The sequence below is a fragment of the Nostoc sp. FACHB-133 genome (assembly GCF_014698055.1).
GTDB lineage: Bacteria > Cyanobacteriota > Cyanobacteriia > Cyanobacteriales > Nostocaceae > Nostoc.
Genome location: NZ_JACJSH010000015.1, coordinates 76391 through 91112 on the forward strand (window position 1 = coordinate 76391; position 14722 = coordinate 91112).

The 14722-nt window shown below is 42.9% G+C and carries 12 protein-coding genes and 1 pseudogene; 8 read left to right on the forward strand and 5 right to left on the reverse strand.

Going from position 1 to position 14722, the window contains the following annotated elements:
- Positions 1 to 138: 138 nt before the first annotated feature.
- The 4 genes from H6G86_RS14435 to H6G86_RS14450 all read right to left on the reverse strand — a co-directional run bounded on the left by H6G86_RS14435 (position 139) and on the right by H6G86_RS14450 (position 4278).
- On the reverse strand, positions 139 to 468 hold the full coding sequence (locus tag H6G86_RS14435; protein ID WP_190934900.1) for a 4Fe-4S binding protein: 330 nt from the start codon (positions 466 to 468) through the stop codon (positions 139 to 141).
- Positions 465 to 2099, reverse strand: coding sequence for an FAD-dependent oxidoreductase (locus H6G86_RS14440; protein WP_190934901.1), 1635 nt, complete (start codon positions 2097 to 2099; stop codon positions 465 to 467). Before H6G86_RS14440 ends, H6G86_RS14435 begins: the two co-directional genes overlap by 4 nt.
- A gap of 346 nt (positions 2100 to 2445) precedes the next feature.
- Positions 2446 to 3459, reverse strand: coding sequence for a glycosyltransferase family 2 protein (locus H6G86_RS14445; RefSeq protein WP_190934902.1), 1014 nt, complete (start codon positions 3457 to 3459; stop codon positions 2446 to 2448).
- 108 nt (positions 3460 to 3567) lie between these two features.
- Positions 3568 to 4278, reverse strand: coding sequence for a TVP38/TMEM64 family protein (locus H6G86_RS14450; protein WP_190934903.1), 711 nt, complete (start codon positions 4276 to 4278; stop codon positions 3568 to 3570).
- 281 nt (positions 4279 to 4559) lie between these two features.
- On the opposite strand from H6G86_RS14450, the pseudogene H6G86_RS38670 reads away from it, so the two are divergent.
- A pseudogene (locus H6G86_RS38670) lies at positions 4560 to 4715 on the forward strand (RNA-guided endonuclease TnpB family protein); the annotation flags it as partial.
- Between the two features lie 86 nt (positions 4716 to 4801).
- Here the strand turns inward: H6G86_RS38670 and H6G86_RS14455 are convergent.
- Positions 4802 to 6697, reverse strand: coding sequence for an iron uptake porin (locus H6G86_RS14455; RefSeq protein ID WP_190934904.1), 1896 nt, complete (start codon positions 6695 to 6697; stop codon positions 4802 to 4804).
- A gap of 469 nt (positions 6698 to 7166) precedes the next feature.
- Between H6G86_RS14455 and H6G86_RS39530 the strand changes: the two genes are divergently transcribed.
- The 7 genes from H6G86_RS39530 to H6G86_RS14485 all read left to right on the forward strand — a co-directional run bounded on the left by H6G86_RS39530 (position 7167) and on the right by H6G86_RS14485 (position 14677).
- Complete coding sequence (locus H6G86_RS39530) at positions 7167 to 7292, forward strand: hypothetical protein (protein WP_256874291.1); 126 nt, start codon at positions 7167 to 7169, stop codon at positions 7290 to 7292.
- A gap of 287 nt (positions 7293 to 7579) precedes the next feature.
- A complete protein-coding gene (gene ssuD / locus H6G86_RS14460; protein ID WP_190934905.1) occupies positions 7580 to 8728 on the forward strand; it encodes an FMNH2-dependent alkanesulfonate monooxygenase in 1149 nt (382 codons plus the stop codon).
- A gap of 93 nt (positions 8729 to 8821) precedes the next feature.
- The gene (gene ssuC, locus H6G86_RS14465) at positions 8822 to 9649 is read left to right on the forward strand and encodes an aliphatic sulfonate ABC transporter permease SsuC (protein ID WP_190934906.1); all 828 of its coding nucleotides are present in this window, start codon (positions 8822 to 8824) and stop codon (positions 9647 to 9649) included.
- A 115-nt stretch (positions 9650 to 9764) separates the two neighbouring features.
- Entirely contained in the window at positions 9765 to 10535 is a 771-nt protein-coding gene (locus H6G86_RS14470; protein WP_190934907.1) for an ATP-binding cassette domain-containing protein, read from the forward strand.
- A gap of 336 nt (positions 10536 to 10871) precedes the next feature.
- Positions 10872 to 11819: a D-2-hydroxyacid dehydrogenase gene (locus H6G86_RS14475; RefSeq protein ID WP_190934908.1), complete on the forward strand. Its 948-nt coding sequence runs from the start codon at positions 10872 to 10874 to the stop codon at positions 11817 to 11819.
- 81 nt (positions 11820 to 11900) lie between these two features.
- The gene (locus H6G86_RS14480) at positions 11901 to 12851 is read left to right on the forward strand and encodes a D-2-hydroxyacid dehydrogenase (RefSeq protein WP_190934909.1); all 951 of its coding nucleotides are present in this window, start codon (positions 11901 to 11903) and stop codon (positions 12849 to 12851) included.
- Between the two features lie 479 nt (positions 12852 to 13330).
- Complete coding sequence (locus H6G86_RS14485; RefSeq protein WP_190934910.1) at positions 13331 to 14677, forward strand: NAD(P)/FAD-dependent oxidoreductase; 1347 nt, start codon at positions 13331 to 13333, stop codon at positions 14675 to 14677.
- Positions 14678 to 14722: the final 45 nt, after the last annotated feature.

The window sequence follows — 14722 nt, forward strand, 5'->3', positions numbered from 1 at the left end:
TGGGGAGGGAACTAGATTTCCTATTTCCCCCCTTTACAAGGGGGGATTAAGGGGGGTAATTCGAGTTGTGTAACACCATAGCCCTGTGGGGGAGAGGAATGGAAGCGGGGTTCTAAAGATAAGTTGCACATCGCGTTACTATTTCATCTGCTTCAAAATTTGGAATGTTTGATCGGCTTTTGCTGTTGAAGTGCGTTTATGTCCCCAACCGATGTTTTCCCGATAACTACCCAGTAGCCCAACTTCTGCCAATTCTGCCTCGTTGACTGAAGTTTTCACATCGCTTTCTGGTGCTACATAAAGAGCATCAACTGGACAATACAATTCGCACATATAACAGGTTTGACAGTCACTCTGTCGAGCAATGGTTGGCGGCGCATCAGCTACACGGTCAAACACGTTGGTTGGACAAATGTTCACGCAGATATTACATTTTATGCACCGCGATTCGCTGACCAACTCAATCACACTGCTGCTCCTATTTTAGATAAAGGCATTTCTGTATTTAGCGGCTGACTCTTCACCCAAACCTGATCTAATCCGCCACTAATCAGATGATGTTGCTGGTTAGCATCAAGTTCTGGATAGTCTTGATGTTTGTGCATACCACGAGTTTCTTTACGTTCAATGGCACTGCTGTACATCCATCGTGCTGTGGCTACCATTGCCGTAGCTTCTCGCGCCCGGATTAGCTCTTTATCTGATGTTACCTGGCTGCTGCGGAGTTCTTGCCAAAGATGATTGAGCTTAACCAAAGACTCTGTTAAGCCTTGTTCTGTACGGAAATAGTTCTTTTCGTAAGGGAATACTTCAGCTTGGACTGCTTGAATAATTTCATCAGTTGCTAAGGAGCGATGCCTTCGGCGGCAAGCTACGCTCCCACTTTGTAATCCTACTTCTCCAACACCCTTAACATGGCGTTGAGTTTTGTATTCTCCCAAACTGCGACTATATTCAGCAGCCGATTTGCCCGACCAATAGCCAGAAGATATTGCCCAAGCCGCATTATGACTACCACCGCCAGTAAATCCGCCACAAATTAGTTCGCGTGTGGCGGCATCTCCAGCCGCATAGAGTCCCCGTACAGAACTAGCACAAGTCTCATCGACAATGCGAATTCCTCCCGTACCGCGCACAGTTCCTTCTAGGCGCAGAGTCACAGGGAAACGTTGAGTAAATGGATCGATTCCTGCACGATCAAAGGGTAAAAAGAAGTTGGGCTGTGCTAAACGCATAGATGGCCGCATTGATTCCGCCGCTTTGTCTATGATGGCGTAAACTGGCTGTTGCAGTAATGTCTGGGCAATTATTGACCGTCTATGAGAACTTGCACCCGGAATCACACTACCGTCTTCGTAGGTGAAAGTTGCCCAATTATAAAACAGGGTTTTGGTAACTGAAGAAAAAGCGGGGGAGATGCCATAGGCATTGGAAAATTCCATACCCGACATCTCGGCACCTGCTTCAGCAGCCATTAAATAACCATCCCCTGTTAGGACGTTGCATCCTAACGCTTTACTGAGAAACGCACAGCCGCCTGTTGCGATAATTGTGGACTGCGATCGCACTATCCATTTCTCATCAGTCTGACGGTTCACACCTGTTGCACCAGCAACAGCACCATCATCATCAACCAGTAGTTCTAAAGCGGGGCTGTTGTCTAAAATCTTGACTCCAGCACGTTGAATTTGCCGCCGCATCAGCCGCATATACTCAGGCCCTTGCAGCGATCGCCGATAGGGTTTGCCTTCATCGTCGGTAGGGAAGGGATAACCCCACTCTGCTAACTGATTGACGTTTGCATAGGTCTGATCTAGTACTCGATCCATCCAATTGCGATCGGACAAAAACCCACCCAACGATTCCCGACTCGCCTTTGCAGTTTCTCGTGCTTCTGGGTCAGGTGGCACATACCACACACCATTTCCAGACGCAGCAGCGCATCCAGTCGTACCACAATATCCTTTGTCTACCAGGACAACTTTTGCTCCACTTGATGCAGCACTCCAAGCCGCCCAAGTTCCAGCTGGCCCACCTCCAATCACAAGCACATCTGCTTCTAAGTCGAGTTCAAAATCGGTTGTTAACGTCTTCAGCATTTACAATTTCCCCCCATCGATAAAGTCTTAAGCATCAAGTCTTCACCCCATCGATGCTGCAAAATATTCAGAAATCTGTTTGCCCATTTACTTGAGGACTTCTCAGTAGCCTCTATTTATGGCTCATTTAGCCAGACTAGAAAAATCCTTTAACTTGATCGGCAAACCGTAGTTTATTTACATACCAAAGTTTTTCACAGTTTGAGATAAAAAGCAAGCATTTTAACAAATTCAAATGTAAATTTATCAAAACAGAATTTAGGTGTCAGGACAGGCTAAACCCTAGTTATCCGCTAATAGAATTAATAATGAATTCTCTACAATGGAGGATAGCAAGGCAAATGTCTTAAGAATCCTCATCTCTTTTAAGGTGGGGAGCCTCAACTAGTTTGTCAGTATTATGATGTGTTGAATTGGGCGATTTAGAATAGAAGCCACCTACCTCTGCCAAAGTATAAAGGGGTCTAGCTTTAACCTCTTCATAGATGCGCCCTATATATTCGCCTAAGATACCAACACTAACTAACTGCACAGATCCGAGAAAGAAAATTGCCATCAAAATAATCGTGAACCCAGTTAAAGGCGAATGGGGAAGAAAAAGCCGCCAATACAAGATTAATAAAGCCATGAAGATGGCCGCCGCCGCCGCTAATAAGCCTAAGTAGGTTGACAACCGCAGTGGCACTATTGAAAAGGATACTAGACCATTAATAGCAAGGGCCAAAGATTTGCTGAAAGTGTATTTAACTTCCCCAGCAAAGCGGGGATCGCGCTCGAACCGAATTGCTGTTTGCTGAAAGCCAACCCAAGAACGTAAACCACGAATGTAGCGGGTACGTTCTGGCATAGAATTGAGAATATCTACAATTTGCCGATCCATTAAACAAAAATCACCAGTATCGGTAGGAATATCTACATCTGCAAGCTTCTTGAGGAGACGATAAAAAAAGTAGGCAGTAAAACGCTTAAACCATCCTTCCTTGAGGCGTTGAGTGCGTTGAGCGTAGACGACCTGATATCCCTGTCGCCATTTTTCAATCATGTCTGGGATTAGTTCTGGCGGATCTTGTAAGTCAGCATCAAGGATGATAATAACTTGACCCCGAACAAAATTAAGACCGGCAGTAACAGCAATTTGATGACCAAAGTTACGAGCAAAACTCAGGTAGCAAATGCGTGGGTCTTTTTGATGGAGTTCTCGTATTAATTGTAAGGAGCGATCGCGGCTACCATCATTGATTAAAATTAATTCGACAAGACCATCTAGCCGATTCATTACTGCACTTAGTCTGCGGTATAGTTCGGGTATAATTTCTTCTTCGTTATAAATTGGAACAATCAATGAATACTTTGGTAGCATCTAGGAATTCCGTTTAATTTTGAAACAGCCAAGCTGACAGACTGCTTTTCATGATAAATGGTTTGGTTCTCAGTATACTTAGCAAGATTCAAGCCAGATTGTTAGAGTTTATTTATTCTCCGGGTTGATGTCATCTGAAGAGTCAGATTCTCTCAGGCTTTCTACAGCTTTTTTAGGAAAACTCCGGCGATGGCGATACCAAGTAGACCCTGCTACCAGTATTCCAGTTAAGCCCAAGGCGAGTACTAGCGGCAAAAAATCACCTGTTTTGACTGCTTTCAAGCCTGAACTACCTAGTAGTACAAAAGGTAAGACGCTAGGAACAGTACCAAGTGTTGTGCCTATAACATAATCTTTTAAGCTAATCGAAGTCAGTCCAGCAACAAAGTTTACTAAGCCATAAGGCATGATTGGTACTAGTCGGATGGCAAACATATAAAAAAGCCCTCCACGCCGTACCTCAGCATCCATAGCTTGCCAGCGTCCTGCTAGTCGTTTTGCAACTGTTTGCCGTCCAATGGTTCTAGTAAAAACGAAAGCAATTATTGCCGCAATTATTGCTCCAACACTAGTCCAGAAAGTACCCAGCCAAGGGCCAAAAATTGCACCTCCAGTTAAATTCAACACTGTTGAGGGCAGAACTAACATAGTTGCTACAACATACAAAGCAACATAAATAATAGGTGCCCAGATACCAGAAGCTTTCAGCAAAGCCTGAATTTGTGCTGGTTCAATGCCACCAATCAGGTATACTGCTATACCAGTTGCAATTATGCAACTCAGCGTAAGTAGTAAAATACCAGTTTTCAAGTTCCACACTAGAACTCTACTCCTACTTTTTTTGTAACATAACCCATCTTTCGCAAATATCCCTTTTAATTAACTCGCATAAACGAGTCAAAAACGAAATGTCCTCAAGATGTTTTTCACAGCCGGAAGAATCTTGAGAACAGTTAAGTTTTTGACAATCCATTATTAAGGATATGCCAGTGTAGCGATATTTGTTCAGTCTGGGGAATGTCAACAAAGATGAAAGGGGGCGGGGGGCAGAGGGCAAGGGAGGCAGGGGAGGCAGGGGAGGCAGGGGGAGACCCAAGATAGACACAGACTGGAACGCGGCGCGGAACATCTTAGAAAAAGCATTAAGTACGGCGGGTCACGTCGGAACTAACGCCTCTGGAGAGACTGATCAATACTTGAGTAAGGAAACTCCTTCAAGCAAATCAACTCGTGGAAAGAGGAAGCCCAAAGAGTGATCTTTGGAATCCCCCGCTATATCAGGTACTCCTGATTAGCGGTGGGAGGATGTCAATAGAAAACCTATATCTTTGAGTTTTCCCGATTAAAACCTAAAGACAGTACGAACCCAAGCAAATAAACTATCAGGATTGTTTGCATCAGAGTCCGGTGCAGTAATCCAGATTAAACCTGGTGTCACCTCAATATTATCTCCGATTTTATATTGGTAAAATGCCTCAACGTGCAGGGAGGTATCTTTGTCTGCTTGTCCAGCACCTGCTCCCAAATTTACACCCTGACTGAGCCTGGTGAGTTTCGGCTCCATACCAACTAAAATTCCCCCTAAAGCACCCTCACTAAAAAGATCCGGGAATGCCAGTCCTACGGCCCAATCCATTGCACTACCATCACCGCGCCCTAAATAGCGGTGCGCTCCATAACTTATCCACCCATTAACTGCCAACTTGGAATTAACTTGATAGAACGCCTGTAGTCCATAAAGATTGGCTACAGTTCCCGCTCCAGCTACGGTGCTGTTTACCAGGTTACTACCGACTGCTGGGCCGAAGTTTGTTCCACTTAGACCTTGGGTATTCGCTGGACTATAAGTATTGACGTAAGTTGCCGCCACCCGAAAATTTCGATTAGAGGAGTAGTAGATTATCTGTGCCAGAGCTAAATACCTGCCTGTAAATAAGCCATTATTAGCTGTGGGATTACCACCGTTTGGTGCGCTATACGCTATCCCCACTTGAACCTGTTTGCCTAATTTTTGGAGTATGGCAATTCCGGGCCCGCTATCTCCATAGTTATAGACTAAAGACCGCCGTGAAAATCGTGAAATTCCATTAGCACCGGTTGCAGAAGACGATTCAAAATATGGATTGATAGGGCCAGAAAGACCTATCTCACTAGCTCCATCAGACAGAGCATAAATGTTAACTTGAGTATCTGGATTAGGTAAAAAACGATACCGCACACCACCGAGAAGAATAGTATTACGTGCAAAGGTAATACTGGAGTTATCAGCAGTTCTCCCCTCAAAAGTTCCTAATAATCCAGCTCTTGTTTGTCCTAATGATTCAATATTTCCACCTGACAGCGATAAGCTTAGTGAATCTTTACCGTTAAAACTGGTGTTTAACCGTAAAGTCGTTGAACCTTGAAGTGTGGCATTGCGAGGTGCAGGTCTTTTGGTAACGACATTATTGCCAGCCAGAAGTGAGCCAAGAACAATCTGCGCTCGACCTATAAGTTTAGTTGTGGTTGTAAACTGATTTGCCTCTAATTTCGCAGTCCGCGTTTCCAAGTTATCTAAGCGTCCTCGAAATTGAGCAAGTTCTGGAGAAAATTGTTCTTGTAGTTTTTTGATGGCATCCAAGTCTTCTCGTTTGACCAAATCTGCCGTTGAAGTCGCTATTAATTCATTGAGGCGATCTAAAGCAGCATTCAACCCAGCAGCAAATTCATACCGTGTTAGGGCACGATTCCCTTTAAATGTGTCATCTGTATATCCAGCAATTACACCGTAGCGCTCCACCAAAGACTGTAATGCTTGAAATGCCCAATCTGTCGGCAAAACATCTGACAGCTGCGAGACAGATGTCACTTGTCCTGCTGCATTATTTGGAGCTTTTTTGTTAGTTGGCGGTACAGCTTGCAACAATTGTGATACAGGTGTGACTCGTTCTGGGCTGGTAGCCTTTTTACCAGTTAGCGGTGGAATTGAAGAAGAAGGTAAGACGCAGGATAGCGCACAGGAAGCAGGAGGGGATGCGACCTCTCCTGGCCCTTTGCCTTCTGTCTCTATCGTTGAAGTTTCTAGTGTTTGATTGACAATTGCTTCTGGAGCTTTGTTCACTTCTGCTTCAGCAGTAGATACATCAGATTTCGGGAGTTCAGCGTGACTTTTTACTGGATAAAAAACCAGAATGGCTAGAATATCTAGCAACAAGAACGTGAACATTATGTATCTATATTTAGAGCGAAAATTCGACATTACTCTTGAACTCCTCAACCTGAAAAACGAATAAATTAGCTCTAGCTTTGACAGATAAACTAGCAGAAATTATTGATGAAATATTTGTGCTAAACCATTAGTTAATGAGTTAGCAAAGGTTCCCCTAGTAAGAAAAGTGCAAATCCCCGATAAATATCGTAACCATTACTAGGCAATTCAGTTTAGACTCCAAAACTCATAGAAAATTCTCAAAACAAAATTCAAAATTCGGTTTGATATTGGAGTGCGACTGGTGAGATAAGGCAACAAAATTCATCAACGGCTACTGGCATCGACTAAATCTTGAATTAAATTCAAGGTATTGATTGACAATTAACATTAGCTGAATACACTAATTAGTAAGCAGCTAGATTTCACAATCTCAATTGTTAAGAAAAGCCGATAAAACGATAAGTCGATAGATTTACCGGATTTTGCGTAAAATTATCTTTGCATAGAGCTTGTTACAATGCAAGACCCAGTATTTATTCATGAAGAGAAAATATATCAAAATTATTGGTTAGGTCAACTCAACCCAAGCAACTGCGATCGCGTAGCGTGCCGTAGGCGATCGCCGCAGATAGTCACTCGGTAAAAATCCCCTAAATTTATTTATGGGGATTCCTATTGCCTCTTGCCTCTTGCCTCCTTCCTCCTGCCTCCTTTTTGCCTTACTCGATTAAAAGTTGTATTTTCCAACACAGCAATTCTGACTACAAAAGTGTCAAAATTACCCACTAAGGAGTTCGTTATCCAGGCAGCCCTTTTTTACTAATGGTTAAATTAGGCTTGATTTTTAGATAATATCGGGTAAAATTTTGACTATAAAATACGGTAATTCGATCGGATAATCGTATATTAAGCTCTCATACCCTGATAGATATGCAAATTCTCTGGTTTATTCCTACTGGATCTCATGACGGACGCTATTTAGGTACAGATATTGGCTCTCGTGTTGCCACACCTGATTATTTGCAGCAAATTGCTCAAGCTGTGGATAGTTTAGGCTACACGGGTGCATTGTTACCCACAGGGAGTTCTTGTGAAGATGCTTGGATAACTGCCGCCGCTTTTATATCTGTCACCAAGCAGATGAAATTTCTCGTGGCAATTCGTCCAGGAATTACTTCTCCTGGTGCTGCTGCACGGATGGCAGCAACATTTGATCGGATTTCTAAAGGAAGATTGTTAATTAATGTGGTGACAGGTGGAGATCCGGTGCAACTCGCTGGAGATGGCTTGCATCTTAGTCATGACGATCGCTATGATTTAACCGATGAATTTCTTACCGTTTGGCGGGGTATCGTCAGTGGGGAAACAGTCGATTTTAAAGGAAACTACCTGGATATCAAAGGTGGTAAACTCCTATTCCCACCAGTCCAAAAACCCTATCCACCATTGTGGTTTGGTGGCTCATCTGCGGCTGCAAAGCGGGTTGCTGCTAAACATATAGATGTTTATCTAACTTGGGGCGAACCTCCACAGCAAGTTGCTCAAAAGATTGCTGAGGTTAAACGATTGGCGGCTGAACAAGGTAGAACAGTCCGCTTTGGGATTCGCTTGCATGTAATTGTGCGAGAAACCGAGTCTGCGGCTTGGGATGCAGCCAATGAGCTAATTAAGTATGTTGATGAGGATGCGATCGCAAAAGCTCAACAACACCTAGCTAGTTCTGATTCTGAAGGACAGCGACGGATGAGTCAACTACATAGTGGTAGTCGAGAAACCCTAGAGATTAGCCCCAACCTATGGACAGGAATTGGATTAGTGCGGGGTGGTGCTGGTACAGCCCTAGTTGGAGATCCCGATACTGTTGCCGCTAGGATGCTGGAATATCAAGATTTGGGCATAGAAACCTTTGTGTTCTCTGGATATCCCCACTTAGAAGAGGCATATCGTACAGCTGAATTATTATTTCCACGTTTACCTTTGCAGAGAGAAACTGCACCGCTAACGCCACCAGTATTGAGTACTGTTAGCGAAATAGTTAGCAGTGAAAAATTTGCTAAACAACTAACGAGTGCTTCATGAATAATTCGTAATTTGTAATTTGCTCTTTAATTACGAATTATGTTGACGATGCTTCTAGATTCATCTTTGCGGAAATCTAAAATCTAAAATCCCATGACTATTACCCTTAAACACACCAAAAGAAACAATAATATATCCTGGAGCGAGGTATTAGAAAACCCACAAATCGATAAAATAGTTCCCTGGATTGTGCCCGTTTTAATACTAGTATTGTGGGAATTTGCTTCCAGAACTGGTTTACTTTCAACCAGAATTTTACCAGCCCCAAGTGGCGTAATCGCTACAGCCATTAGACTAGCCTCCACTGGAGAACTTTTTCAACATATAGGAATTAGTGCTGGACGGGCGATATCTGGTTTTATAGTTGGTGGCAGTATTGGCTTCGGTTTGGGATTGCTCAATGGCTTTTCCCGTATAGCAGAAAAGTTATTGGATAGTTCTTTACAAATGCTCCGTACTATCCCTAATTTGGCATTAATTCCCCTAGTAATTCTCTGGTTTGGTATCGGCGATCAAGCTAGATTGTTTTTAGTGTCTATGGGGGTATTTTTCCCGTTATATCTTAATACATTTCATGGCATTCGCAGTGTAGATCCTGGACTGATTGAAATGGGAAAAGTCTATGGATTAAAAACACCACAACTTCTGTGGCAAATTATTTTTCCAGGAGCCTTATCTTCAATTCTCGTCGGTGTCCGTTTTTCTTTGGGGATTATGTGGCTGACATTAATTGTGGCAGAAACGATCGCAGCAGATTCTGGACTTGGTTATATGGCAATGAATGCCCGTGAATTTATGCAAACTGATGTTGTGGTTTTGAGTATTGTTATCTATGCACTGCTGGGTAAATTAGCAGATGCTGTTGCCAGAGGATTAGAAACCAAATTCTTGGCTTGGAATCCTAACTATCAAAGGTCATAAATGGCAAAATCACCAAGGTCAAATATTAAAAAATCTTGATTTTGAGTGTGATTTTTCATTCGATATGTTACCTAAGAATTCAATCCCAATTGTTCTAAAAAATGAGGTTTTGCAAGTGAGTTCTAATGTACAAGGTACGCAACTAAGTATTTTGGATTTGACGAAAGCTTTCGGGAAGAAAACTGTTTTAAACTCGCTAAATTTAGAAGTTGAAGCAGGTGAATTTGTCGCTATCGTCGGACGTAGTGGTTGTGGTAAAAGTACCTTATTGCGTCTGGTGTCCGGATTAGATAAAGCAACTTCAGGCGGAATCCTGCTGGATGGAGAACCACTGCGTAGACTCAGCCGCTCTGTAACAGTGATGTTTCAAGACCCCCGTTTACTGCCGTGGAAGCGCGTTGTTCAGAATGTGGGGTTAGGCTTGGAAGGTAATTGGCGTGAAAAAGCTTTGTGGGCACTCGATAAAGTCGGACTCAAAGATAGAGCTGATGAGTGGCCTTATGTCTTATCTGGTGGACAACGGCAACGGGTGTCATTGGCAAGGGCATTAGTTAGCCAGCCCCGTTTGTTGTTGTTAGATGAACCTTTAGGAGCATTGGATGCTCTAACTCGCCTAGAGATGCAGGGTTTGATTGAGAACTTATGGCAAGAGCGGAGATTTACTGCATTTTTAGTGACTCACGATGTAGAAGAAGCTGTGGCGTTGGCAGACCGAGTGATAGTGATTGATGAAGGACAGATTTCTCTCGATCTACCTGTAAAACTTTTACGCCCACGAAATAGAAGTAGTGAAGTGTTTATCAATATCAGAGAAGCAGTTCTTCAGCGAGTAATGAGCAATGAAAGTACTCAGCCAAATAACCAATTGTTGCAGTTGAGTAGTTGAGATTTAGCTTTCGTTAGTTGATTAATGTAATGCTTGAGGTAGCTGTGGTAAAAATAGGCTACTTCGAGAATCAATGTTATTAATATAGTTATCTAATTTGTGAAAAATAATTTTTTATCGAAACAGGAGTCAAGAGTCAGAATTCCATTAGGTATTCTGACCGAAAAAGCGCTTGATTCTGAATTCTCCTTCAAAGCAAACCGCAGAGACGCAGAGAACACAGAGAGAATAAAGAGATATTGCCACAAATGATTTAGTAAATAGTGCTTTTATTTATTAGTAAATCAGAAGTAATTTATAGAGATATTTCTGTAAAGAGAAAAGAGGTTATCTACCATGAAACTGATCTTACCGCTCGATCTCGTTGCTGACATTGAGCCTCATCTACCGCCTGATACAGAGGTTGTCACAGTAGATGTTGAAGAAAATTTAGATGGGGATACTACTGATGCTGAGGTTTATTTTAGTTGGTTTTTAACCAGAAGTCCGACGCTACATAAAATAATAGCAGCAGCACCTGCACTACGTTGGCATCATGCACCAAATGCAGGGGTGAATCACATCCTGACACCAACTTATTTGGAAAGAGATATTATCCTCACAAATGGGGCTGGGGTTCATGGAGTTCCGATCGCAGAATTTGCGATCGCTTATATCCTAGCTCATGCCAAACACCTGCAAGAATTATATGCTCTACAAGCGGAACGTTACTGGAAAAGAGGCTTTGCCATCCAAGAATTGACAGATGCTACCTTACTAATTATCGGCGCTGGTGGTATTGGTCAAGAAATCGCCGCCCGTGCTAAACCCTTCGGCTTAAGAATTATTGGCAGTCGCCGTCATCCCCAAGAGCTACCAAATTTTGATAAAGTAGTGGGTGCTGATGAATGGCGATCGCTCCTGCCAGGAGTTGATTATGTAGTTATTGCAACACCTCTAACTCCAGAAACCAAAGAATTTATTGATGAATCTGTATTGCGATCACTCCCAAAACATGCCTGCCTAATTAATATTGCTCGCGGTGGTGTAGTCGATGAATCGGCTTTAATAAAAGCACTCACAGAAGGTTGGATTGCAGGTGCAGCATTAGACACAGTTAACTCAGAACCGTTACCACCCGAAAGTCCTTTATGGTCACTTCCTAATATCTTTATCACACCTCATACTTCAGGCCATTCACCAAGAAGCAAACAGCGTTCAATAGCACTATTTATCGACAATCTGAAGCGTTACCAAGCTGGTCAACCATTACGAAATGTAGTAGACAAAGAAGCAGGATACTAAATAATTAAAAATTAAAAATGAAGAGGTGTTGCCGATTGGGTTACACAATCCAAAATCCAAAATGGAATTAGGGAGTAGCAAATGGTGAAACTGATTTTACCCGATCATCTCATTGCTGATATTGAGCCACACCTGCCATCTGATATAGATGTTGTGGAGGTGGATAGTGAAGGTAATCTTGATGGTGATGTCAGTGATGCAGAAGTTTATGTCAACGGATTTTACCTGAAAACTTCTACTCTTGACAAAGTACTGACAGCAGCGCCCAGGCTGCGTTGGCAACAGTCACCAAGTGCTGGCGTGAATCACATCCTTACGCCAAATTTTTTGCAAAAAGATATTATCCTCACTAATGGCGCAGGGGTTCACGCAATTCCAATTTCGGAATTTGTACTGGCATTCATGCTCTATCACGCCAAGAATCTGCGAAAATTGCAAACTTTGCAGGATGAACACACCTGGGTAAGAGGAGTGTTTCTCAAAGAGTTAGCAGACGCGACTTTATTAATTCTCGGCACTGGGAATATAGGTCAAGCGATCGCATCTCGCGCTAAAGCCTTTGGTGTTAAAGTTTGGGGGAGCCGCCGCCATCCCGAGCCCCTACCGAATTTTGACAAGATTGTTGGTGCTGATGAATGGCGATCGCTCCTACCAGCAGCCGACTATGTAGTAATTGCCACGCCACTAACCCCACAAACGAAAGGCTTGATCGATGAAGCCGCCTTGCGCTCTATGCGTCAGTCTGCTTACTTAATTAATATTGCTCGTGGTGCGATCGTTGATGAAACAGCATTATTCACCGCACTAAGTGAGGGATGGATTGCAGGTGCTGGATTAGATACAGTGGCTACAGAACCTCTACCACCGGAAAGTCCCTTGTGGTCGTTGCCGAACGCCTTTATCACCCCCCATTGTTCAGCCCTGTCACCACGACTGAGAGAGCGCATAGCACAACTGTTTATCGATAATCTTAAACGCTATCAAACCGGTCAACCCTTGCGGAATGTCGTAGACAAGAAAGCGGGATACTGATTGGGAATTGGGGATTGGGAATTGGGAATTGGGCATTGGGCATTGGAGATAAGGAAGAAACTTGAATAATTCCCCCCTTATCCTCCCTTGCCCCTTGCTCCCTTGCCCCCATGCTCTCTTGCCCCCTGCTCCCTTGCCCCCCTGCTCCCTACCTCTTCAGTCACTCTCCGAATACAAGAATCAAAAGCAATGCTTAAACCTTAGACTAGGGTTGGGTTTGTGGCTTTATTTTCTAGTATGATAAATATCATCATCGCTTTATCATGAAACTCTTGTGTAGCAAGAACTTCATCTTTTATCTGGGAAAAATGATACAAGAGGAATATCTAGAAAGGCAGTCCAGTAGAAGTAGTGGATACTAACTTTGGATACTTTTAGTATTTTTTCAATTGTTCTAAATAAACAGCAACCACTATCATAATGCTGTTACATCTTTGTTAAGAATAGTTACAAGTTCTTAACACAAGGAAATATCTCGTATGGAAGTCTCACTTGAAAAGAATGCACCACATCGGGTTGTCATTGTTGGTGGTGGCTTTGGTGGACTGTATGCAGCAAAGGGTCTGAATGCAGCGAATGTAAATGTTACTCTCATTGATAAACGAAACTTTCACCTATTTCAGCCGCTTTTATATCAAGTTGCCACAGGTACGCTATCACCTTCTGATATTTCCGCACCATTGCGATCTGTATTCAGCAAAAGCAAGAATACAAAAGTGTTGTTGGGAGAAGTAAGTGATATTGATCCAAAAGCGCAACAAGTTATTTTGGGTGATGAAGTAGTACCTTATGACACATTAATTGTTGCCACAGGTGCTAACCATTCCTATTTTGGTAAGGATCATTGGGAAGAAGTTGCTCCTGGCTTGAAAACTGTGGAAGATGCGATAGAAATGCGTCGCCGGATATTTGGCGCATTTGAAGCAGCTGAAAAAGAAACTGATCCCGAAAAACGTCGTGCTTGGTTGAGTTTTGTGATTGTAGGGGGTGGCCCGACTGGTGTAGAGTTAGCAGGTGCGATCGCAGAATTGGCATACAAAACTCTCAAAGAAGATTTCCGCAGCATCGACACTTCAGAAACGAAAATTTTGCTATTACAAGGGGGCCCTCGCATCCTGCCACACATGGTGCCAGAGTTATCGGCATCAGCAGCAGTATCTTTGCAAAAGTTGGGTGTAGAACTCCACACTCACACCAGGGTGACAAATATTGAAGGTGATATTGTTACTTTCAAGCAAGACAATGAATTTACAGAAATTGCCTCAAAAACTATCTTGTGGGCAGCAGGTGTTCAAGGTTCTCCAATGGGAAAAGTCTTAGCAGAAACTACAGGTGTAGAGCGCGATTACTCTGGGCGTGTAATTGTAGAACCTGACTTGTCTATCGAGGGTTATGACAACATTTTCGTAATTGGAGATTTAGCCAACTTCTCCCATCAAGATGCTAAACCTTTACCTGGTGTTGCACCTGTAGCTAAACAACAAGGAGAGTATGTAGGTAAACTAATTCGACGACGGCTTCAAGGTAAGACTTTGCCACAATTTCATTACAACGATGTGGGTAGTTTGGCGATGATTGGGCAAAATTTAGCTGTTGTAGATTTAAGCTTAATCAAACTCACAGGTTTCATTGCTTGGGCATTTTGGCTATTAGTTCATATCTACTTCTTAATCGAGTTTGACACTAAATTACTAGTAGTATTTCAGTGGGCATGGAATTATATCACTCGTAATCGTCGCTCTAGATTGATTACAGGTCGAGAAGCTTTTGTAGAACCAAAAACTGTTAACAATATAGTGCAACAGCCTTCTGGGACACCTCTGTAACTTGATCACAGCATTTGTCGACTGCTAAAATCGTCAAAGATGTAG

Bases quoted from the DNA above. Each gene is read 5' to 3' on its own strand.
- H6G86_RS39530 (WP_256874291.1), top strand. From the start codon at position 7,167: ATGCAAGACCCAGTATTTATTCATGAAGAGAAAATATATCAAAATTAT.
- H6G86_RS14440 (WP_190934901.1), bottom strand. From the start codon at position 2,099: ATGCTGAAGACGTTAACAACCGATTTTGAACTCGACTTAGAAGCAGAT.
- H6G86_RS14485 (WP_190934910.1), top strand. From the start codon at position 13,331: ATGGAAGTCTCACTTGAAAAGAATGCACCACATCGGGTTGTCATTGTT.
- H6G86_RS14475 (WP_190934908.1), top strand. From the start codon at position 10,872: ATGAAACTGATCTTACCGCTCGATCTCGTTGCTGACATTGAGCCTCAT.
- H6G86_RS14480 (WP_190934909.1), top strand. From the start codon at position 11,901: ATGGTGAAACTGATTTTACCCGATCATCTCATTGCTGATATTGAGCCA.
- ssuD (WP_190934905.1), top strand. From the start codon at position 7,580: ATGCAAATTCTCTGGTTTATTCCTACTGGATCTCATGACGGACGCTAT.
- H6G86_RS14455 (WP_190934904.1), bottom strand. From the start codon at position 6,697: ATGTCGAATTTTCGCTCTAAATATAGATACATAATGTTCACGTTCTTG.
- H6G86_RS14445 (WP_190934902.1), bottom strand. From the start codon at position 3,459: ATGCTACCAAAGTATTCATTGATTGTTCCAATTTATAACGAAGAAGAA.
- ssuC (WP_190934906.1), top strand. From the start codon at position 8,822: ATGACTATTACCCTTAAACACACCAAAAGAAACAATAATATATCCTGG.